Below are 19,984 nucleotides of genomic sequence, written 5' to 3'. Positions count from 1 at the left end.
CGCACAAATTTGCGGCACGCACACCCTTGTTTTAGTCGCCAGGAACTTGAGTGGGCACGTCGAACCAACTGGCCGCGAGCTTCTCTACCTGCGTACTTGTCAATGCACCTTGGAAGGTCCATACATCGTCCACAAGACCGGGGAAGTAAGCGCCGGCTTTGGTACCGGTGCCACTTCGGCCGACCTGGAGAGAGGTGGACTTGAAGGCCAGGACGTTCTCGGCCCAAGGCGTCTGGTCTTCGCATGTGGTGTCATCGCTTGCGCCGTCGCCGTCGGCGTCCGTACAGGAAACCTCGGCTAGACCGCCGTTCACATAGAGGCGAGCCTGCTTGGCGAAGCCGTCATAGACCAGAGCAATATGGTTCCACTCGCGCGCATCGTAGAACTCGCCATTGCCCACGCGTACCACCGTCGCGCTGACCGTATCACCGTTGGTCACGGCCAGTTCCCAAGTGCCTGGACGATTCTCCGGATCTGTGGTGTCAGGCACGAACCGGACCGTAAACGCACTCCTGTTGACGCCCTCCGCGGCGGCCAGTGCCACGGCACTTCTGGGTAGTGCGGCTGCCTGTGCCCAAGCGGTCAGCGTAAAACTACCTGACGTATCAACAGGAACTCCGCTCGCCGTTGCATAACCGGTCGAACCATCGAGTGCCATGGCACCGAAGTCGATCCAGCCCATGTCGGAATGGGTTGCGCCGCTACGCATACTGAGGGTGTTACCCGTACCAGCCGCGTCAGGGACGGTTACCGGGTCCGTACCAGCGGTCTCCTCGAAAGTCCAGCGGCTCTTGACAAGCGGACGTTGCTGGAACATTTGGGTCACTTCCTCGGCGGACACGGCCCTGTCATATACGCGTACGTCATCGATTCGACCAGGGAAGTACTCGATGAGCCGGCCGCCGTCGACGCTCAGTGCTCCGACCTGGACAGCGCCACCCGCGTAGAAGGGAGCAGCCTGAGCAACACTGCCAGCCTTCAGCCCGTTCACGTACAGGGTTAGCGTTTGCGCCACCTGATCGTGAACTCCGACTAGGTGCACCCACTCACCCGCGCGTGCCGTGGTTCCCTCCGGTTGGAGAGCAGCAATCTGCGTGGCACCCACCACGTCGCCCGAGAACTGTTTGAATCCCCATCGGTTGTAGTCCTTTGAGTAATACAGCTCATAGCCGGGCCGGTTAGTGCCTAGTTGCGCAATTACCGTAGCCGCTCCGCTCGGGAGCCGGTCCAACTTCGCCCAAGCCGACACGGTGAAGGGACGCTGAGTGTCAGTGTGCGGAGCGACGGTACGGGCGTAGCCCGTTGTTCCGTCCAGCTGCAAGGCGTCGCCGGCCACGCCGTCGGCTCCCAACTGGGCACCGCCGGAAAGGGTCAGAGGCTGGGTGTCAGCGTGGCCTTCAACTTCAATCACATCTACGGGCTCATCGAGTGGGAAGACCGCGCGGGCCGTGCGTCCGTTACCAAGCGGTTCAAGATGGTAAAGGTGCGTCACTTCACCAGAACTGATCGGCTTGTCAAAAATACGTAGTTCGTCGATAGTGCCAGGGAAGAAGGACGCGGGGTTTCCGTTGTACTGTCCGGCACCAATCTGGAGACCGCGGCGAGCGTCCCATGCTGTCATGTACGGCGTTGAGCCAGCAAGATCGCCATTAACATACAGGTGGAGTGCCTTGTCCAGCCCACTGTAAATGCCCACCAGATGCGTCCACTCGCCCACGTTCACTCCGCCAGGCTGAGGGGCCATCGCTCGGGCGATAGAAGCGTTTGCAGAATCAGATGTGAACTGGTTGAAAACCCAACGGCTATAGTCGTGAGAATAATACAGCTCGAAACCAGGCGAGTGGTTTCCGGGTTGCGCCGCGATGATCGCCGCTGTCTCTGGCAGCTTGTCAAGCTTTACCCAGGCTGAGACGCTGAATCCATTGGCCGTGTTGACGGTTGGGATATCGGTTTCAGCGTATCCCGTCGCACCGTCGACATGGAGGGCGGTTCCCACTCTGCCTTCCACACCGGTACTTGCGCCACCATGGAGGATGGCGGACCGGGCGCCAGAACTTCCCTCACTCTCTCCCGCGCTAGCGTCGCCATCCATCTCCCACATCGCCCTTTCGGGCTGCCCGGCTTTTACCCGGTACTGGTACGTGCGTTCCTCACTTGCCTTTCCGGCCGCATCGATAGCCACGGCCGTCACGAAGTTCAGTCCAGCCCGCGCCGGTAGAAACGGCACGGTTTTGAGCGCACCACCAGAGGTGATCACGGTGTTCTTTGACGTCGCACTGCCATTGAAACCGATCCAATACTTCACCACGTCCGCGTCAGCGGCCTTGATGTCGAAATATCCGTACTTGCCAACCCCATCGAACCATGGGTCTTCAGGATTCTCCGGATCCGACGCCGGATATTCGGTGGAGGTGATAGTCGGCGCCTTTGGCACACTACCATCATGAATGAAATAACAGGCTGTCGGATCACCCGCGCTAGACCACGACGAGTATTGCGCCCCATCGTAGGACCTCACATGCCAAGACACCGTTTTGTCTACCGGAATTGAGGATGGAAGGCTGATCGAGAAATCCGAACCCGAGGACTTCGACGACGTAAGACTTGGTGACCAATGAGCGGCTACACCCTTTCCGTCCCCCGCATTCCAAGCCGCCTGGAACTGTACAGCGACTTTGTCGCCATCTGGGTCGGTGACGTTATTGGCGTAGATCTTGCCCAACGTGCGCACTCTCGCGACGGCTGACGGCGACTTGCAAGCCCCTCCGTATTCCATCGTAAGTTGCGACATCTTCACCTGCGCTGGCGGCCGATTATACTTAACACGCACAAATGCTTTATCCGAGAACCGCTTCCAACCGTACCGGTCGGTCTCACTTGCCGCCCTCAGTCCGAACGTCATCGTTGCGCTCTTGGAACTGGCGGCCGCCTGCATCGCCGACTTAATATCGAACTCCGCATCCTTGGCCGCGCAGCCCGAATAGCCGTAAGCAAATGACTTCGACTGTAGTTTCCTGATCCAGAACCCTGAGGCTGTTTGCGTATTCCACGTCGTCGACGAGGAAATACCCTTGGTCTGCCACAATTCGACTTCTCGCGTCGAACAAGAAGCCGCCCACGTCTCGTTGACTACGAACTCCGCTGAGAGGATGGATTTACCCGCGAACTTGGACACCGGGATCTGGTAGAAGAGTCGTTTGGTGTCGTTTGGACTGCAGTAGGACCAGTTGCAGTAGCCCATCCCGGAGTCCGAGTCACCGTTAAACTTCCACTGCGGCGACGACGACCAGTATTTTGAGGCCATCGTCCACGCCGAAGCACGCGGTGAATACCATTGCGGATCGATGTAAACTGGATATGTCGTATCATTGCCTTTCAGCACATCCGCATTTGGGGTGAGCACGATCGCGTCCTGTGCCGTAGGAACGTCCACGAGCACTGGAGCCAACTTGCCGGACTCACCAGCCCCGGGCACATCGTCGTCACTAGACGCGGCAGCCTTGCCCGTCGACCTGAGCCGAGCACCCAACGTTTCCGGAGCAGTAGAGGGGTGTTCCCCTCCTGCACTCGAATCCCACATCATCGGTCTCGGCGCCTCGAAGACCGTGCCCCGAGCACCCGAGTCAAGGGCCTGCAGGCCGCCCTTGTCAGTCTTTTGTACGTCCAGACCATCAGCCGACAGTTCCAAACGCAATTCTTCAAGTTCTGGACTCGCTGCGGCCTCAGCTGTCTTCACCACCAGGAGCTGACTGAAACCGTCCTCCTGAGCGGTCATGCGCAAGTCCACATCCGGCAAAACTGACGGATACGTAGCTACCGCTCCTGATAGCTCTGGCTTCGGCAACGATGTCGGCCACGACAGAGTCAACTCTCGGCCGGCACGTTTCAGCCGCACCAAGGGGGTCTCTTCCCCACCACCCGAGAACTCCAGCTCCACCGTTGACGCGTGGGGAGTCACCAACCCGTCGCCCGACACAACCAGATCCGTATCGATCCGCTTCCACGAACTACCATTATGAGTCCATATAGGACGTAGGTATTCGCGGGCTTCAAGGAATCCATCAGGCGTTGCGTATACCTCACGGCTCTCACCGCGCAGAGAGCCAACCTCCGTAGACTTTCCGGACCGCCTTGCCTGCGCCAACGCGTCGGCCTCACTCAAGGCAGTCGCAGCAGACGACTCGGTGCTTGCCTGTGGCGCGAGGCCACCCACCTTCGCCTCACTGCCCCCAGCCTGGGCCAGCCCGATGACCAAACCCGCGCTCAGCAACGCAGCGAATGCTCTGCCTGCACTCCCGATTACCATCCCCACCCCACCTGGCCACAACAGCTTCACGTGATCTTCAGGTAGTTAAAGGTCGAGTGATCGGGCGGTCAAGGAGTGGAAAACGGACATTATGCGCCAAGTTCAGCAAGTGCATGTGATGAACAACACACACGGCACCAAGGCCTAACCGGAAGCCCCATTCAAATTCGGACGGTCACGCCCATACTGCTCAACGCGTCCTGATCTGTGACTGTCATAACAGCATGGCTACAGAGGTCACCAATCCGTCTAATTCTCCACTTCTCCGGAGCATGGCTCTACCGCCAACTTGGCTGTCCCCTGATCCTGTACAGACGACGCGCTCGCCTTTGTCTCGATGGCACCGACGAGCGCTTCGATGCCAGAGAGCGGACCGCGAATGGGCGGCGGGCCGAGGGGGTGCGTTTTCTCAGCCGTTTCGGGGTCGTCCGCGATTGGCCATCCCGCGGGGCGGCCCCGTCCGGTGTACTTCCCCTGACATGAGCGTCGTCTGACGAGACATCAGGGGGTTCCCGTGACACGTCGTGGCAAGCGCTTCCCGGCCGGCAGACCGGTCCTGACCGTCCTCGCGGCCCTGGGCACCCTGGCCGGGGCCGCCCTGACCGGCGCCGCGCCGGTGGCCGCCGCACCCCAGGCGGCGCGGGTCGCGCCCGGGGTGACGTACGAGGAGCTCGACATCCCGGCCGCCAAGGGCACCGCGCACGCCCATGTGCTGCGCGTCGACCTGCGCGACCCCCGAGTGCGGCTCGGCCTGCTGCACCCGGCGGCGGTGGCCGCGCGCGAGCCCGTCTCGAAGCTGGCGGACGTCCAGGGCGCCGTGGCCGGGATCAACGGGGACTTCTTCAACATCAGCGAGGCCCAGCACCCGGGCGTCGAGGCGACCGGCGCCCCCGTGGGGCCGGCGATCGCCGAGGGCAGGACCCTGAAGGCGGCGGTGCCGGTGGGCCAGCGTTTCGGCCCCGCCCTGCCGCCCGGCACGACCAGCGAGGAGGTGCTCGGCGTCGGGGCCGACCGGCGGGCCCGCCTCGACCGGCTCGTCCTGGACGGCGGCGTCCGCGCGCCCGAGGGGCGGCTGCCGCTCGGCGGGCTCAACCAGTACGCGCTGCCGGTCGGTTCGGTCGGCGCGTTCACCAGCGCCTGGGGTGCCGCGTCCCGGGTGCGCGCCACCTGCGGCACGGACACCGACCGGGCCGCCCCGTGCAGCACGGACACCCATGAGGTGACGGTCCGCGGCGGCCGGGTGGTCGGCGCCGCCGACGTGCCGGGGGCCGGCGCGGTGGCGCCCGGCACGACCGTCCTGGTCGGGCGGGAGGCGGGGGCCCAGTGGCTGCGGAAGCTGGCCGTGGGCGAACGGGTGGGGGTGCGGTACCGGCTGGTGGCGGCGGCCTCGCGGATCCCGTACCGCTTCGCGCTCGGCGGCTACCCGGTGCTGGCGGACGGCCGGCCGCTGCCCGGTCTGGACGGCAACGTCTCGGCGGTGCGCACCGCGGTGGGGGTGGCCGACGGTGGTCGCCGGGTGGTGCTGCTTGCCCTGGACGGGGCGCCCGCCTACCGGACGGGGCTGACCATCGCCGAAGTCGCCAGCACCCTGCAGTCGTTGGGCGCGGAGGACGGCTTCAGCCTGGACGGCGGAGGCTCGACGACGATCGCGGTGCGGGAGCCGGGGGCGGCCGGGGTGACGGTCCGCAACCACCCCACGGACGGCGCCGAGCGCCCGGTGGCGAACGGCATCGGGGTGTTCTCCGGCCGGTGACCGGTCAGCCGGAGTCCGTCAGGGTCTGAGGCTGCCGACGATGTCCGCGGTGGCGGTGAGCCCGCTGTTGATGGTCGGGGCCATGCTGGTGCCGGCCAGGTAGAAGCCGAGCAGCAGGCAGACCAGCGCGTGCGAGACCTTGAGCCCCCCACTGCGCAGGAAGATCACCGCCAGGACCGACAGCAACAGCACCACAGAGATGGAAACGGCCATCGTCAACCTCCTCCGCCACGTCCGCTTCGCGGCGTTCGGCCGCAAGTGTGGCGTAGCGGAGGGTTCGTCCGGGCGGCTGGGCTGTCCGCCGAACGTGTGGTGTCCCGCCGGTCCCGGCTATCCGCCGCGGCGGGCGTCGAGGAATGCCTCCAGGCCCGTCAGGTCGTCGGTGTTGAGGTGGTCCACGCCGGCGGCGAGCAGTTCGCTCCACACGGCGTCGCGGGCGGGGCCCGGGGTGTCGGGCGTCGCCCAGAACCGCACCCGCTGCCGGCGGGCGTGCGCGGCGGCGACCAGGTCGCGCAGTCTGCGCCGCTCGGCCGCGGGGAAGGCGCCGACGCCCTGCCAGGTGAAGTTGAGGGTCCAGTTGTCGCTGATCAGCGGAATGAGGGAGGCGGGCGCCGAGGTGCCGAGGTCGGTGAGGCGGCCGTCGTAGAAGGCGCTGCGGGTGTGCTGTGCGGCCAGCGGCTCGCGGGCGGCCCGGTCGCCGGAGACCACGGCGGTGACGGGGCCGGGGACGACGCGGCCGTGGCGGTAGGCGGTGAACAGGTGCCGGTAGCCGCGCAGCCGTCGGTCCAGTTCGCGGTAGGTCGCGGCGCCCTCGGTCTTGATGTCGACCAAGAGCTGGAGAGCGTGGGTTTCACCCCGGTACACCCGGCCGCCGTTGGCGCGCACGCGGGCGGCGAGCGGGTCGAGGTAGAGGGCCTCGAGGGTGCGGGCCGGGTCGAGGTCGGCGGGGGCGTGGGCGACCAGGAGGGCGCCGTCGACCAAATAGATGTCGGCCTCGACGCTGCCGAAGCGGTGGTCGAGGGCGTCGAGGAGGGGGCGCGGGTGCTCGTAGTCGTTGTGGGCGTGGGCGCGCCACAGGGGGCGGGGGCGGTGGCCTTCCGAGTGCCGGTTCTCGCTCGCCAGCGCCGGGGCGGCGGGGAGCACGATCGCGCCCGCGAGGGCGGTGCCGAGGGTGGTGAGGGCGGTGCGCCGGGTGCTGAGGGCCATGCTCTGCCTCCCTGGAGGTGCCGTACGGGACGCCAGTGAGTATGGGGTCCCGGGGCGGGCAAGGGCCCTGCGGCGAGCGGGTGTTGGCCGGATCGCCCGCACGCGTTCACCTGGGTGGCACGCCGGACGGCCCGCCCCCTGCTCGGAGACGGGCCGTCGGATGTGGCACGGGGTGCGGGTCAGGGCGCGGGCAGGTCCGCCAGGCCGGCCAGCGCCGCGCGGTGGGCGCCCGCCGTGCCGTAGGCGAGGGCGTCGGCCTTGGCCCGCTTGAGGTACAGGTGGGCCGGGTGCTCCCAGGTCATGCCGATCCCGCCGTGCAGCTGCACCGCCTCCTCGGCGGCGTGCACGGCCACCTGGGCGGCGTACGCCTGGGCGACGGCGACCGCCGTGTCCGCGTCCGTGCCGGTGGTGAGGGCGTCGGCGGCGTTGCGGGCGGCGGCGCGCAGGCCGGCGACCTCCAGCCAGAGCCGGGCCAGGCGGTGCTTGAGCGCCTGGAAGCCGCCGACCTGGCGGTTGAACTGGCGGCGCTCCTTCAGATAGCGGACCGTCTCGGTCAGCAGCCAGTCGGCGGCGCCGAGTTGCTCGGAGGCCAGCAGTCCGGCGCCGGCCCGCAGGGCGCGGCGCACGGCGGGGTCCGCGTCGCCGAGCCGATGTCCCGACGCGCCGTCCAGGCGGACCCGGGCCAGCGGGCGGGTGAGGTCCAGGGAGACCTGCGGAGTGATCGTCGCGGCGGAGGAGGGGACTGCGTAGAGGCCGCCGTCGTCGGCGGGCACGAGGAGGACGTCGGCGACCGGCGCGTCCGCGATCCCGGTCAACTCACCGCTCAGTGCACCGTCTTCGAGGCGTACGACCGGGAAGGCGGCCCCTGGCGCGATGTGCAGGCCGACGGCGAGGACGCCGACCGATGTCGCCGAGGCGAGGTCGGCGAGCAGTTCCTCGGCGCCGCACTCGAGGAGGGCCTCGGTGGCGACGACGGCGCTGGTCAGGTAGGGCACCGGTGCGACCGCGCGGCCCAGCTCCTCCAGGACGACCGCGGCCTCGCGGTGCGTGGCGCCCTGGCCGCCGAGATCCTCGGGCACCAGCAGGCCGGCCAGGCCCATGCCGGCGGCGAGGGACTTCCACAGCGGCACGTCGTGCGGGGTGTCCGACTCCGCGCGGGCGATGACGTCGGCGGCGGCGCAGTGGTCGGTGAGCAGGTCGCGGACGGCGGCCCGCAGCGCGTCCTCCTCCTCGGAGTAGAGCAGGTCGGTCATCGGGCCAGGTCCTTCCAGGCGACGTCCTTGTCGGTGCGCGGCTCGGCGGGCAGCCCGAGGACGCGCTCGGCGACGATGTTGAGCAGCACCTCGCTGGTGCCGCCCTCGATGCTGTTGCCCTTGGCGCGCAGGTAGCGGTAGCCGGCGTCGCGGCCGGTGAAGTCGACCAGTTCCGGGCGGCGCAGCGTCCAGTCGTCGTACAGCAGCCCCTCCTCGCCGAGGAGTTCCACCTCCAGGGAGCTGATCTCCTGGTTGAGGCGGGCGAATTCGAGCTTCATGCCGGCGCCCTCGGGCCCGGGCTGGCCCGCCGCGAGCTGCTGGCGCAGCCGGACGCCGGTGAGCCTGGCCACCTCGGCCTCCACCCACAGGCCGAGCAGGCGCTGGTGCAGGTCGTGGGTGCGCAGCTCAGGGCGTTCGCGCCAGGTGGCGGCGGCCTTGCCGATCATGCCGCCCTCGCGCGGGACCGGGGTGCCGCCGATGGCGACGCGCTCGTTGTTGAGCGTGGTCTGCGCGACCCGCCAGCCGTCGCCGACCTCGCCGAGGCGGCGGGAGTCGGGGATGCGGACGGCGGTGAGGAAGACCTCGTTGAACTCGGCCTCGCCGGTGATCTGGCGCAGCGGGCGGACCTCGACGCCGGGGTCGGTCATGTCGCAGACGAAGTAGGTGATGCCGCGGTGCTTGGGCTGCTCGGGGTCGGTGCGGGCGATGAGGATGGCCCAGCGGGCGAGGTGGGCGCTTGAGGTCCACACCTTCTGCCCGTCCACCACCCAGTCCTCGCCGTCCCGTACGGCCCGGGTGCCGAGCGCGGCCAGGTCGGAGCCGGCGCCGGGCTCGCTGAACAGCTGGCACCACACCTCCTCGCCGGTCCACAGCGGGCGCAGCAGCCGCTGCTTCTGCTCCTCGGTGCCGTACTGGAGGACGGTGGGGGCGGCCATGCCGAGGCCGATGCCGATGCGGCGGGGGTCGTTGTCGGGGGCGCCGGCCGCGGCGAGTTCGGCGTCCACGACGGCCTGCAGGGCGCGGGGCGCGCCGAGTCCGCCGAGGCCCTCGGGGTAGTGCACCCAGGCGAGCCCGGCGTCGAAGCGGGCGCGCAGGAAGTCGAGCCGGTCGGTGCTCGCCGGCGGATGGTCGGCGAGCAACTTCCGGGTGAGGTCGCGCAGTTCGTCGGCGCCGGTCATGCGGCGATTCCCTTCTCCGGCTCGGGGATGACGGCCACCCGGCCGGCGGTCACGCCGTCGGCCACGCGCTGGACCGCGTCGGCCGCCCCGTCGAGCGGCACCCGCTCGCTCACCAGCGGCTTGATCGCGCCGCGGGCGGCCAGGTCGGTGAGCTGCTCGTGGCAGTGGGCGACGAGGCGCGGGTTCTTGGTGCTGTACAGGCCCCAGTGCAGGCCGAGGATCGTGTAGTTCTTCACCAGCGCGTGGTTGAGGGCCGGGCTGGGGATGCTGCCGCTCGCGAAGCCGACGACGACGATGCGCCCCTCGAAGGCGACGGTCTTGGCGGACTGCGTGTACGCGTCCCCGCCCACGGGGTCGTAGACCACGTCGGCGCCCCGGCCGCCGGTGGCCTCCTTGACGGCGGCGACGACGCCCTCGGCGCGCCGGTCGACCACCACGTCGCAGCCCAGCTCCCGGGCGACGGCGGCCTTCTCGGCGCCGCCGACGACGCCGATCACCCGGGCGCCGGCCGCCTTGCCGAGCTGCACGGCGGCGCTGCCGACCCCGCCGGCGGCGGCGTGCACCAGCAGCGTCTCGCCGGCCTCGATGCGGGCCCGGCGGTGCAGGCCGAACCAGCCGGTCTGGTAGCCGATGTGCAGGGCGGCGGCCTCGGCGTCGTCGAGGGTGTCCGGGGCGGGCAGCAGGGCGGCCTCGTCGGCCAGGGTGTATTCGGCGAATCCGCCGTGGGGCAGGGCGGGGGTGGCGAGGACGCGGCGGCCGTCCGCCGTCTCGCCGCACACCTCCACGCCGGGTGTGAATGGCAGCGGCGGCCTGACCTGGTACTGGCCCCGGCAGAGCAGGGCGTCGGGGAAGTTGATGTTCGCGGCGCGGACCCTCAGCAGGACCTGGCCGTCGCCGGGCACCGGGGGCGCCACGTCCGCGAGACGCATCACCTCGCTCGGCTCGCCGTTCTCGTGCACCTGCCATGCCTGCATGCGGGGGCCTCCGTGCGGGGGTCGGTCGGACCGGGTCCCTCGCATACTAAGCGGTCGCTTGCCAGGGAGGGAATGGCTTGGCGGGGTCGCGTCGGGCGCGACTTGCCGAATCGGCAACTGCCTTTGTCGTTTGCGCAGTATCCGGGGCACCTTCGTGGTGGAGGTGGTCCCCATGACCGTTGAACACCGTGCAGCGGACGAGACCTATGACGTGATCGTCGTCGGGGGCGGTGCGGCCGGGCTGTCGGCGGCGCTCGTGCTCGGCCGGGCGCGGCTGCGCACCCTGGTCGTCGACGCGGGCGAGCCGCGCAACGCGCCGGCCGCGCACATGCAGGGGTATCTGACCCGGGACGGCATGCCGCCGGCGGAGTTCCTGGCGGCCGGGCGGGCCGAGATCGCGCGGTACGGCGTCGAACTGGTCCAGGACCGGGCGGTGGACGTCACCCGGGGCGAGGACTTCGCCGTGGTGCTGGCCGGCGGCCGGACCGTGCGGGCGCGGCGGCTGATCGTCGCCACCGGCCTCGTGGACGAGCTGCCCGAGGTGCCGGGGGTCGCCGAGCGGTTCGGGCGGGATGTGCTGCACTGCCCGTTCTGCCACGGCTGGGAGGTTCGTGACCGCGCCTTCGGTGTGCTGGCGACGGGGGTGCTCAGTGTGCACCAGGCGCTGATGGTGTCCGGGTGGTCCGACGACGTGACGCTCTTCCTGCACACGGTCGGTGAGGAGGAGCTGTCCGACGAGGACCTGCGGCGGCTGGCCACGGCGGGGGTGAAGGTGGTGCCGGGTCTCGTTGCCGGGTTGCGGGTCTCGTCGGACCGGCTCACCGGGGTCCGGCTGGCCGACGGGTCGGTCCACGACCGGGAGGTGCTGTTCTGCGCGCCGCGCGCGGTGCCGGGGACGGGGCTGATGGAGCGGCTGGGGGCCTCGTTGGAGTCGACGCCGTTCGGGGCGTATCCGGTGGTGGACGCGACCGGTCGCACGAGCGTGCCGGGGGTGTGGACGGCCGGTAACGCGATGGGCTTCGGCGAGCAGGTGATTCACGCGGCGAGCGGGGGGTATCGGGCGGCGGCGGCGATCGTCGGGGACCTGCTGATGGCGGACCTGGACGCGGGTTCGCGTCCGCGGCGGTGAGGCGTGCGGGGGGGGGCTGCGGGTCGTTCCCCGGGTGCGGGTGCGTCGTGGCTGGTCGCGCAGTTCCCCGCGCCCCTGGGGCATGCGGTCACGTCGGCCGCTCGGCCCCGCCGCCGCTGCGGGCAGTCGTGCGTTCGCGTGCCGAAACCTGGCTTTTTCCAGGTGTGACCCACCCCCTCACGGTGCACCCTGACTGCATGCTGCTTGCCCGGCTGGCTCAGGTGTCTCGGGAGGTCGGCGCCGCCTCGGCGCGGTCCCGGAAGATCGCGTTGCTCGCGGAGTTGTTCCGGGAGGCGGAGCCGGACGACGTGCCGGTGGTCATTCCGTATCTGGCGGGGCGGCTGCCGCAGGGGCGCATCGGGGTCGGGTGGAAGGTCCTGGGCCGGGAGGTGGCGCCGGCCGGGGAGGCGACGCTGAGCGTGCGGGAGGTGGACGCACGGCTCGGTGCGCTGGCCGGCGTCTCCGGCGCCGGGTCGCAGGCCGAGCGGGCGCGGCTGGTCGGGGAGCTGATGGGCGCGGCCACCGAGGACGAGCAGCGCTTCCTCGTCGGGCTGCTGACCGGCGAGGTCCGCCAGGGTGCCCTGGAGGCGGTCGCCGTGGAGGGGCTGGCGGGCGCGACCGGCGCCGAGCCGGCCGCGGTGCGGCGCGCGGTGATGCTCGCCGGGTCGCTGCAGGCCGTGGCCGAGGCGCTGCTGGCCGACGGGCCCGAGGCCCTCGCACGGTTCCGGCTCACCGTGGGGCGCCCCGTGCTGCCGATGCTGGCGCACTCCGCGTCCTCCGTCGCCGAGGCGGTCGGCAAACTGGGCGCCTGCGCGGTGGAGGAGAAGCTGGACGGCATCCGGGTGCAGGTGCACCGGGACGGCGACAGCGTCGGCGTGTACACCCGCACCCTGGACGACATCACCGACCGGCTGCCCGAGGTCACCGCCGCCGCGCGGGAGCTGCCGGGTGAGCGGTTCGTGCTGGACGGCGAGGTGATCTCCTTCGACGCGGAGGGGCGCCCGCGCTCCTTCCAGGAGACGGCCGGACGGGTCGGCTCCCGCACCGACGTGGCGGCGGCGGCGCGCACCGTGCCGGTCTCCGTCGTCTTCTTCGACGTGCTGTCCGCCGGCGACCGCGACCTGCTCGACCTGCCGCTGACCGAGCGGCACGCGGAGTTGGCCGCGCTGGTGCCGGAGCCGACGCGGGTGCGCCGGGCCCTGGTGGGCGGCGAGGCCGACCTGCCCGCCGCCGAGGCCTTCCTCGCCGCGACGCTGGAGCGCGGCCACGAGGGCGTGGTCGTCAAGGGACTGGACGCCGGCTACAGCGCGGGGCGGCGCGGCGCGTCCTGGCTGAAGGTGAAGCCCGTGCACACCCTCGACCTGGTCGTCCTGGCCGCCGAGTGGGGCCACGGCCGCCGCACCGGCAAGCTGTCCAACCTGCATCTGGGCGCCCGCGCCGCCGACGGCACCTTCGTCATGCTCGGCAAGACCTTCAAGGGCATGACCGACGCGATGCTCGCCTGGCAGACCGAGCGGCTGCGGGAGCTGGCGACGGCCGAGAGCGGGTACACGGTGACCGTGCGCCCCGAACTCGTGGTCGAGATCGCCTACGACGGCCTCCAGCGGTCCACCCGCGACCCGGCCGGCGTCACCCTGCGCTTCGCCCGCGTGGTGCGCTACCGCGAGGACAAGCGGCCGCAGGAGGCGGACACCGTGGAGACACTGCTCGCCGCCCACCCCGGGGTGGCCCCGTGAGACGCAGCGCGGGGCTGCTGCTGCACCGCCCCACCGCCCAGGGTCCCGAGGTGCTGCTCGGGCACATGGGCGGCCCCTTCTACGCCCGCCGCCAGGCCGGCGCGTGGACCATACCGAAGGGCGAGTACGACCCCGAGGAGCCGGCCTGGGACGCCGCCCGGCGCGAGTTCCAGGAGGAGCTGGGGCTGCCGCCGCCGGACGGCGAGGCCGTGCCGCTCGGTGAGGTCCGGCAGGCCGGCGGCAAGGTGGTCACGGCGTGGGCGGTGGAGGCCGACCTCGACCCCGCGACGGTCGTGCCGGGCACATTCCGCATGGAGTGGCCGCCGCGCTCCGGGCATATCGAGGAGTTCCCGGAGCTGGACCAGGTCGCCTGGTTCGCGGTGGAGCGGGCGCGCGGCGTCATCGTCCGGGCGCAGACGGCGTTTCTCGACCGCCTGGCTGAGCACTCGCACTGACGGGACCGGGCCGAGCCGCCGGGGCCCCGGATCGAGCACACGAACGAGCGACACGGAGGTCGGCCATGGCCATCGCGACGGTGAACCCGGCGAACGGCGAGACGCTGCGGACGTACGAGGCCATGGGCGAGGAGGAGATCGAGCGCCGGCTCCAGCTCGCGGAGGCCACCTTCCGCACGTACCGGACGACGACGTTCGAGGAGCGCGCCGGGCTGCTGCGCCGCGCCGCCGACCTCCTGGAGGAGGACGCGGAGGAGATCGGCCGGGTCATCACCCTGGAGATGGGCAAGCCGGTCAAGCAGGCCCGCGCCGAGGCCCTGAAGTGCGCGAAGACCATGCGCTGGTACGCCGAGCACGCCGCCGACCTGCTCGCCGACGAGGAGCCCGCCGAGGCCGACGTGAAGGACTCCGGCGCCTCCCGGGCCCTGGTGCGCTACCGGCCGCTCGGTCCGGTGCTCGCCGTGATGCCGTGGAACTTCCCGCTCTGGCAGGTGGTCCGCTTCGCCGCGCCGGCGCTGATGGCGGGCAACGTGGGCCTGCTCAAGCACGCCTCGAACGTGCCGCAGACCGCCCTGTACCTGGAGGACCTCTTCCACCGGGCGGGCTTCCCCGAGGGCTGCTTCCAGACCCTGCTGGTCGGCTCCGGGGCCGTCGACGAGATCCTGCGCGACGAGCGGGTGCGGGCGGCCACCCTGACCGGCAGCGAGCCGGCCGGCCGCGCGGTCGCCTCCACCGCCGGCGAGATGATCAAGAAGACGGTGCTCGAACTGGGCGGCAGCGACCCGTTCATCGTGATGCCGTCGGCCGACCTGGACCGGGCGGCGGAGGTCGCGGTGACCGCGCGGGTGCAGAACGCCGGGCAGTCCTGCATCGCCGCCAAGCGGTTCATCGTGCACACCGACGTCTACGACGCCTTCGCCGAGCGCTTCACCGCCGGCATGGAGGCGCTGCGCGTCGGCGACCCGCTGGACGAGGACACCGACGTCGGCCCGCTCTCCAGCGAGCAGGGCCTGACGGACGTGACCGAGCTGGTGGACGACGCGGTGCGGTCCGGCGCCGAGGTGCTGTGCGGCGGCGAGCGCCCCGACGGGCCCGGCTGGTACTACCCGCCGACCGTCCTGGCCGGCATCACCCGCGAGATGCGCATCCACCGCGAGGAGGCGTTCGGCCCGGTCGCCACGCTGTACCGGGCGGCCGACCTGGACGAGGCGGTGCTGATCGCCAACGACAGCGACTTCGGGCTCAGTTCCAACGTCTTCACCCGCGACGACGCCGAAGTGGACCGCTTCGTAAGGGACCTGGAGGCCGGCGGCGTGTACGTCAACGGCATGACCGCCTCCCACCCGGCGTTCCCGTTCGGCGGGGTGAAGCGCTCCGGTTACGGCCGTGAGCTGTCCGGGCACGGAATCCGGGAGTTCTGCAACATCACCACCGTATGGCACGGGGCGTGAGCCGTCCGCGACTACGATCCCCGTTGTGAACCGCGAAGTGACCCTGCCCCTGATCGTCGACGACCGCGGTGTCCTCCAGGTCGCCGCGGCCGACGTGAGCAAGCTGCTGCGCACGGTGGGCGGGCGGTGGCTGCGGCTGGTGGAGAGCGGCGAGGAGCGGCTGGACGAGGACACCGTCGCCGCGCTCACCATCGAGCTGGCCAAACTGGCCGACCGGATCGACGTGGCCTGCATCGCGCACAGCAGCGACCGCCCCTGACCGAACGGAGCAGCACGACGCGAGATCGCCGCCGGCGTGGGTGATCGTGGACGACATGACGAGGGAGCGGGCCCTGCCGCCGGTCCGGGACTGGCCGGCCGCCGACCTGCCCGGCACCGACTTCGACCCGGTCCTGGCCGCTCTGATGCGCGAGGGTCCGCCGCAGCGGGTCTCGCTCCCCGACGGCGAGGGCTGGGCCTGGCTGGTGACCCGGTACGAGGAGGTGCGGCGGGTCACGAACGACGCCCGCTTCGGGCGGGCGGCGGTGGCGGACCGCCAGGTGACCCGGCTCGCCCGGCACTTCGTCCCGGCGCGCGGTGCGGTGGGCTTCCTCGACCCGCCCGAACACACCCGGCTGCGTCGGGTGATGGCCCCCGCCCTCTCGGCGCGGGGTGTGGAGCGGGTGCGCGAGCGGGCCCGGGCGGCGGCGGGGGCGCTGGTGGACGGGATGCTCGCCCAGGGGCCGCCGGCCGATCTCACCGAGGCGGTGCTCGGCCCGTTCCCGGCCGCCGTGGCCACCGAGGTGATGGGCGTGCCGGCCGCCGACCACGACCGGGTGCGCGCCTGGACCCGGCTGCTGCTCTCGCGGGCGCACGACGGGGAGACCTCCGAGCGGGCCCGGCGGGAGCTGACCGACTATCTCGGCGACCTGATCGGCCTGCGCTCCGACAGCGCCGGCGAGGACCTCGCCTCACTGCTCGGCGCGGCGGTCGGCCGGGACGAGATCGGCCTGGAGGAGGCGGTCGGCCTCGCGGTGCTGCTCCAGATCGGCGGCGCGGCCGTCACCGACAACACCGGCCAGCTGTGCTTCCTGCTCCTGTCCCGCCCCGAGCTGGCCGAACGCCTGCGCTCCGAGCCGGGGCTGCGGCCCCGCGCGGTCGAGGAGCTGCTGCGCTGGATCCCGCACCGCAACGCGGTGGGGCTGTCCCGGATCGCCCTCGCCGACGTGTCGATCGGCGGCGTGGAGATCCGGGCGGGCGAGGCGGTGTACGTGTCGTACCTGGCCGCCAACCGCGACCCGTCGGTCTTCCCGGCCCCCGACACGATCGACTTCACCCGGGACCCCCGCCCCCACCTGTCCTTCGGCTCGGGCCCCCACCACTGCCCCGGCGGCACGCTGTCCCGCCTGGAGACGGCCGTACTCCTGGACACCCTGCTCGACCGGGTACCGGGCCTGAAGTTGGCGGTGCCCCCGGAGCAGGTGCCGTTCAAGCGGGGCACCCTGATCCGCGGCCCGGAGGCGCTGCCCGTCACCTGGTGACGCCGTAGGGGCGTGGCGCACCCCGGCGCGACGGGGTGCCGCTGCGCCCACCCGTGCCGCCCCAGCGGCACGACTGCCCGCAGCTGGGGCGGGGGGTAGGCAGGTGCGGCTCGGTTGCAGCTGGCGCGTCTGCAACCCCCTAGGGGCGCGGGGAACTGCGCGACCAGCCACGACGCACCCGCACCCGGCAGACGGCCCTCAGCCCAGCGGACCCAGGGGCGCGGGGAACTGCGCGACCAGCCACGACGCACCCGCAGCCGACGACATCGCCCAGCCCGCGCTAGCGGATCGGCATGCCCGACAAGGTGCGGGCGATGACCAGGCGCTGGATCTCGCTCGTGCCCTCGAAGATCGTGTAGATCGCGCTGTCCCGGTGCATCCGCTCCACCGGGTACTCCCGGGTGTACCCGTTGCCGCCGAGGATCTGCACCGCCTGCGCCGTGACCTTCTTCGCCGTCTCGCTGGCGAAGAGCTTCGACATCGACCCCTCGGCCGCGTTGAACGGCTTGCCGTTGACCGCCATCCAGGACGCCCGCCACACCAGCAACCGAGCCGCGTCGACGGACGTGGCCATGTCGGCGAGTTGGAAGGCGACACCCTGGTTGTCGATGATGGGCCGCCCGAACTGCTCACGCGTCTGGGCGTACTCGAGCGCGACCTCGTACGCGGCCCGCGCGGTCCCGACCGCCATCGCACCGACCGCCGGCCGACTCGCCTCGAACGTGGCCATCGCCGCGTTCTTCAGCCGCTCGCCGCCCTTCTTCGCCTTCTCCCGGGCCCGGGCCAACCGCTGGTCCAGCTTCTCCTTGCCGCCGAGCAGGCAGGACCCCGGCACCCGCACGTCGTCGAGGACGACCTCGGCGGTGTGCGAGGCGCGGATGCCGTGCTTCTTGAACTTCTGCCCCTGGGACAGACCCGGCGTACCCGGCGGCACGATGAAGGAGGCGTGCCCCTTGGAGCCGATCTCCGGGTCGACGACGGCGACGACCACGTGGACGTTGGCGATGCCGCCGTTGGTCGCCCAGGTCTTGGTGCCGTTCAGCACCCACTCGTCCTTGGCCTCGTCGTAGACGGCGCGGGTGCGCATGGAGGCGACGTCGGAGCCGGCGTCGGGCTCGGAGGAGCAGAAGGCGGCGACCTTCACGTCGTTCGCGTCGCCGTACATCTGCGGGATCCAGGTGCCGATCTGCTCCTCGGTGCCGTTGGCGAGGACGCCGACGGCGGCCAGGCCGGTGCCGACGATGGAGAGGGCGATGCCGGCGTCGCCCCAGAACAGCTCCTCCATCGCCATCGGTATGCCGAGGCCGGTGGCGTCGAAGTACTGCTGGGCGTAGAAGTCGAGGGAGTAGATGCCGACCTTGGCGGCCTCCTGGATGACCGGCCAGGGAGTCTCCTCGCGCTCGTCCCATTCGGCGGCGGCGGGACGGATGACGTCGGCGGCGAAGCCGTGCAGCCAGTCCCGGACCTCCTTCTGTTCGTCGCTCAGCTCCATGGTGAACTCGGCCATGTCCCCTCCAGTGACGCCCTACATGTTACTTGCGGTAACCGCAGTGTGTTACCGGCCGGTAGGGAAAGTCAACACCGCCGGGTGTTACGTTGCCCGGGGGGCACCGGAAAGGCACAGGCGGGGAGAGCACATGGACACCACGCAGCGGACCGATCAGCAGCGGACCGCCGAGCGCCGCCGGCGGGAGCTCCTCGAGGCCGCCGACCGGGTGGTGCTGCGCGACGGACCGCACGCCTCGATGAACGCCATCGCCGCCGAGGCGGGCATCACCAAGCCGATCCTGTACCGGCACTTCGGTGACAAGGGCGGACTCTACGCCGCCCTCGCCCAGCGGCACACCGACGCCCTGCTCGCCTCGCTGCGGGCCGCCCTGGACGCGCCGGCGGACCGGCGGGAGCGGGTGGCGTCGACGCTCGACACCTATCTGGCGGCCATCGAGGCCCGCCCGCAGGTGTACCGGTTCCTGATGCACCCGGCCGAGCAGGCCGAGCAGGGCTTCGACGTGGGCCGGCACTCCGCGCCGCTGCTGCGCCGGATGGGCGAGGAGCTGGCCCAGGTCATCGAGGAGCGCCTCGACCTCGGGCCGGCCGGCGGGCGGCTCGCCCGGGTCTGGGGCCACGGCATCGTCGGCATGATGCACGCGGCCGGAGACTGGTGGCTCGGCGAACGCCCCTGCTCCCGCGAGGAGTTGGTGCACAGCCTTACCGACCTGCTGTGGGGGCGGCTTTCGGCGGTCGGCGACCGGGTCGGCGGTCCGGGGTTCTGACCGGACCGAGCACCCTTGTTCAGACCGAGCACCCTTTTCAGACCGATCGCCCTTGTTCAGAGGGACTCCGCGAGCGGCCCCGGCCTGTTCCAGGACGCCTTCGCCGCCTGCCGCAGCACCCGCCGCCTGCGCCACCCGCCGAGCCGGTCCGGGTAGACCTCGCCCTCCAAGTGGTCGCACTCGTGCTGGAGGCAGCGGGCGAAGAACCCGGTGCCGCGCACCGTGACCGGCTCCCCGGCCGCCGTGAGGCCCTCCACCACCGCCTCGTCGTGGCGCTCGGTGCCCGCCTCCAGGCCCGGCAGGGACAGGCAGCCCTCCGGGCCGCGCACCACCACCCCGCCGGCGGAGACCAGCCGGGGGTTCACCACATGGCCCAGATGGCGCACGTCCTCGTCGTCCGGGCAGTCGTAGACGAAGACGCGGACCGGCTCGCCGATCTGGTTCGCCGCCAGGCCCACTCCGTGCGCGGCGTACATGGAGGCGAACAAGTCCTCCACGAGCGACGCCAGTTCGGGGCCGAAGTCGGTCACCTCGGCGCAGCGGGCGTGCAGGACGGGGTCGCCGAGGAGGCGCAGGGGGCGGACGCGCCCGCGGGCGCCCGGGATGGAGCCGTGTCGCATGGCCGCAAGAGTAAGGTCCCCTGAGGAGCCCGTGCCCCGGGGCCGTGACCCGCGCCGACGCCGACGCCCGCACCGGTGCGCGATTCGGGTGTGCGAAAGGATCTCGATAGGCTTCGGTGCACACCACGTG

The 19,984-nt window shown here is 70.9% G+C and carries 16 protein-coding genes; 8 read left to right on the top strand and 8 right to left on the bottom strand.

The features are described from left to right. Positions 1-31 precede the first annotated feature (31 nt). Complete coding sequence (locus ACGFZL_RS09580) at positions 32-3,775, bottom strand: LamG-like jellyroll fold domain-containing protein (RefSeq protein ID WP_393690321.1); 3,744 nt, start codon at positions 3,773-3,775, stop codon at positions 32-34. A 1,045-nt stretch (positions 3,776-4,820) separates the two neighbouring features. On the opposite strand from ACGFZL_RS09580, the gene ACGFZL_RS09575 reads away from it, so the two are divergent. Next, on the top strand, positions 4,821-6,059 hold the full coding sequence (locus ACGFZL_RS09575; protein WP_393690320.1) for a phosphodiester glycosidase family protein: 1,239 nt from the start codon (positions 4,821-4,823) through the stop codon (positions 6,057-6,059). A gap of 18 nt (positions 6,060-6,077) precedes the next feature. Here the strand turns inward: ACGFZL_RS09575 and ACGFZL_RS09570 are convergent, their stop codons facing one another. The 5 genes from ACGFZL_RS09570 to ACGFZL_RS09550 form a co-directional block, all read right to left on the bottom strand. Continuing rightward, the gene (locus tag ACGFZL_RS09570) at positions 6,078-6,272 is read right to left on the bottom strand and encodes a hypothetical protein (protein ID WP_355175725.1); all 195 of its coding nucleotides are present in this window, start codon (positions 6,270-6,272) and stop codon (positions 6,078-6,080) included. A 117-nt stretch (positions 6,273-6,389) separates the two neighbouring features. Further along, complete coding sequence (locus ACGFZL_RS09565) at positions 6,390-7,265, bottom strand: phosphatidylinositol-specific phospholipase C/glycerophosphodiester phosphodiesterase family protein (protein WP_393690319.1); 876 nt, start codon at positions 7,263-7,265, stop codon at positions 6,390-6,392. Between the two features lie 179 nt (positions 7,266-7,444). Further along, positions 7,445-8,518 carry an acyl-CoA dehydrogenase family protein gene (locus tag ACGFZL_RS09560; RefSeq protein ID WP_393690318.1) on the bottom strand — a complete coding sequence of 358 codons (1,074 nt, stop codon included), beginning with the start codon at positions 8,516-8,518 and terminating at the stop codon, positions 7,445-7,447. Continuing rightward, positions 8,515-9,696: an acyl-CoA dehydrogenase family protein gene (locus ACGFZL_RS09555; protein ID WP_393690317.1), complete on the bottom strand. Its 1,182-nt coding sequence runs from the start codon at positions 9,694-9,696 to the stop codon at positions 8,515-8,517. Before ACGFZL_RS09555 ends, ACGFZL_RS09560 begins: the two co-directional genes overlap by 4 nt. Further along, positions 9,693-10,670 (bottom strand): NADPH:quinone oxidoreductase family protein, encoded by a 978-nt coding sequence (locus ACGFZL_RS09550; RefSeq protein WP_393690316.1) that lies wholly within the window; start codon positions 10,668-10,670, stop codon positions 9,693-9,695. The genes ACGFZL_RS09555 and ACGFZL_RS09550 overlap by 4 nt, the downstream gene beginning before the upstream one ends. 172 nt (positions 10,671-10,842) lie before the next feature. Here ACGFZL_RS09550 and ACGFZL_RS09545 point away from each other — a divergent pair, with 172 nt between their 5' ends. From ACGFZL_RS09545 to ACGFZL_RS09520, 6 genes are all read left to right on the top strand, one after another. Beyond that, positions 10,843-11,799, top strand: coding sequence for an NAD(P)/FAD-dependent oxidoreductase (locus tag ACGFZL_RS09545; protein ID WP_393690315.1), 957 nt, complete (start codon positions 10,843-10,845; stop codon positions 11,797-11,799). 197 nt (positions 11,800-11,996) lie between these two features. Further along, positions 11,997-13,535 carry an ATP-dependent DNA ligase gene (locus ACGFZL_RS09540; RefSeq protein WP_393690314.1) on the top strand — a complete coding sequence of 513 codons (1,539 nt, stop codon included), beginning with the start codon at positions 11,997-11,999 and terminating at the stop codon, positions 13,533-13,535. Beyond that, positions 13,532-13,990, top strand: a complete 459-nt coding sequence (locus ACGFZL_RS09535; protein ID WP_355175732.1) for an NUDIX domain-containing protein — start codon at positions 13,532-13,534, stop codon at positions 13,988-13,990. The genes ACGFZL_RS09540 and ACGFZL_RS09535 overlap by 4 nt, the downstream gene beginning before the upstream one ends. A 65-nt stretch (positions 13,991-14,055) precedes the next feature. Then, positions 14,056-15,441: an NADP-dependent succinic semialdehyde dehydrogenase gene (locus tag ACGFZL_RS09530; protein WP_393690313.1), complete on the top strand. Its 1,386-nt coding sequence runs from the start codon at positions 14,056-14,058 to the stop codon at positions 15,439-15,441. A 25-nt stretch (positions 15,442-15,466) separates the two neighbouring features. Next, positions 15,467-15,700: a DUF6213 family protein gene (locus ACGFZL_RS09525; protein WP_355175734.1), complete on the top strand. Its 234-nt coding sequence runs from the start codon at positions 15,467-15,469 to the stop codon at positions 15,698-15,700. Between the two features lie 55 nt (positions 15,701-15,755). Then, complete coding sequence (locus ACGFZL_RS09520; protein WP_393690312.1) at positions 15,756-16,961, top strand: cytochrome P450; 1,206 nt, start codon at positions 15,756-15,758, stop codon at positions 16,959-16,961. A gap of 280 nt (positions 16,962-17,241) precedes the next feature. On the opposite strand, the gene ACGFZL_RS09515 is transcribed toward ACGFZL_RS09520, so the two are convergent. Continuing rightward, on the bottom strand, positions 17,242-18,468 hold the full coding sequence (locus ACGFZL_RS09515; protein ID WP_393690311.1) for an acyl-CoA dehydrogenase family protein: 1,227 nt from the start codon (positions 18,466-18,468) through the stop codon (positions 17,242-17,244). Positions 18,469-18,598: 130 nt separating this feature from the next. Here ACGFZL_RS09515 and ACGFZL_RS09510 point away from each other — a divergent pair, with 130 nt between their 5' ends. After that, on the top strand, positions 18,599-19,234 hold the full coding sequence (locus ACGFZL_RS09510) for a TetR family transcriptional regulator (RefSeq protein WP_393690310.1): 636 nt from the start codon (positions 18,599-18,601) through the stop codon (positions 19,232-19,234). A 56-nt stretch (positions 19,235-19,290) separates the two neighbouring features. On the opposite strand, the gene def is transcribed toward ACGFZL_RS09510, so the two are convergent. Next, the gene (gene def / locus ACGFZL_RS09505; RefSeq protein WP_393690309.1) at positions 19,291-19,854 is read right to left on the bottom strand and encodes a peptide deformylase; all 564 of its coding nucleotides are present in this window, start codon (positions 19,852-19,854) and stop codon (positions 19,291-19,293) included. Positions 19,855-19,984: the final 130 nt, after the last annotated feature.

The organism is Streptomyces sp. NPDC048182 (assembly GCF_043202555.1).
Classification (GTDB): Bacteria; Actinomycetota; Actinomycetes; order Streptomycetales; family Streptomycetaceae; genus Streptomyces.
This window is presented reverse-complemented; position numbering and strand designations above follow the sequence as displayed.

What these genes read in the sequence shown, in the direction of transcription:
- ACGFZL_RS09580 (WP_393690321.1), bottom strand. Translation starts at nt 3,775, where the DNA reads ATGACCGCTCAGGAGGACGGTTTCAGTCAGCTCCTGGTGGTGAAGACA.
- ACGFZL_RS09570 (WP_355175725.1), bottom strand. Translation starts at nt 6,272, where the DNA reads ATGGCCGTTTCCATCTCTGTGGTGCTGTTGCTGTCGGTCCTGGCGGTG.
- ACGFZL_RS09565 (WP_393690319.1), bottom strand. Translation starts at nt 7,265, where the DNA reads ATGGCCCTCAGCACCCGGCGCACCGCCCTCACCACCCTCGGCACCGCC.
- ACGFZL_RS09560 (WP_393690318.1), bottom strand. Translation starts at nt 8,518, where the DNA reads ATGACCGACCTGCTCTACTCCGAGGAGGAGGACGCGCTGCGGGCCGCC.
- ACGFZL_RS09555 (WP_393690317.1), bottom strand. Translation starts at nt 9,696, where the DNA reads ATGACCGGCGCCGACGAACTGCGCGACCTCACCCGGAAGTTGCTCGCC.
- ACGFZL_RS09550 (WP_393690316.1), bottom strand. Translation starts at nt 10,670, where the DNA reads ATGCAGGCATGGCAGGTGCACGAGAACGGCGAGCCGAGCGAGGTGATG.
- ACGFZL_RS09545 (WP_393690315.1), top strand. Translation starts at nt 10,843, where the DNA reads ATGACCGTTGAACACCGTGCAGCGGACGAGACCTATGACGTGATCGTC.
- ACGFZL_RS09540 (WP_393690314.1), top strand. Translation starts at nt 11,997, where the DNA reads ATGCTGCTTGCCCGGCTGGCTCAGGTGTCTCGGGAGGTCGGCGCCGCC.
- ACGFZL_RS09530 (WP_393690313.1), top strand. Translation starts at nt 14,056, where the DNA reads ATGGCCATCGCGACGGTGAACCCGGCGAACGGCGAGACGCTGCGGACG.
- ACGFZL_RS09520 (WP_393690312.1), top strand. Translation starts at nt 15,756, where the DNA reads ATGACGAGGGAGCGGGCCCTGCCGCCGGTCCGGGACTGGCCGGCCGCC.
- ACGFZL_RS09515 (WP_393690311.1), bottom strand. Translation starts at nt 18,468, where the DNA reads ATGGCCGAGTTCACCATGGAGCTGAGCGACGAACAGAAGGAGGTCCGG.
- ACGFZL_RS09510 (WP_393690310.1), top strand. Translation starts at nt 18,599, where the DNA reads ATGGACACCACGCAGCGGACCGATCAGCAGCGGACCGCCGAGCGCCGC.
- def (WP_393690309.1), bottom strand. Translation starts at nt 19,854, where the DNA reads ATGCGACACGGCTCCATCCCGGGCGCCCGCGGGCGCGTCCGCCCCCTG.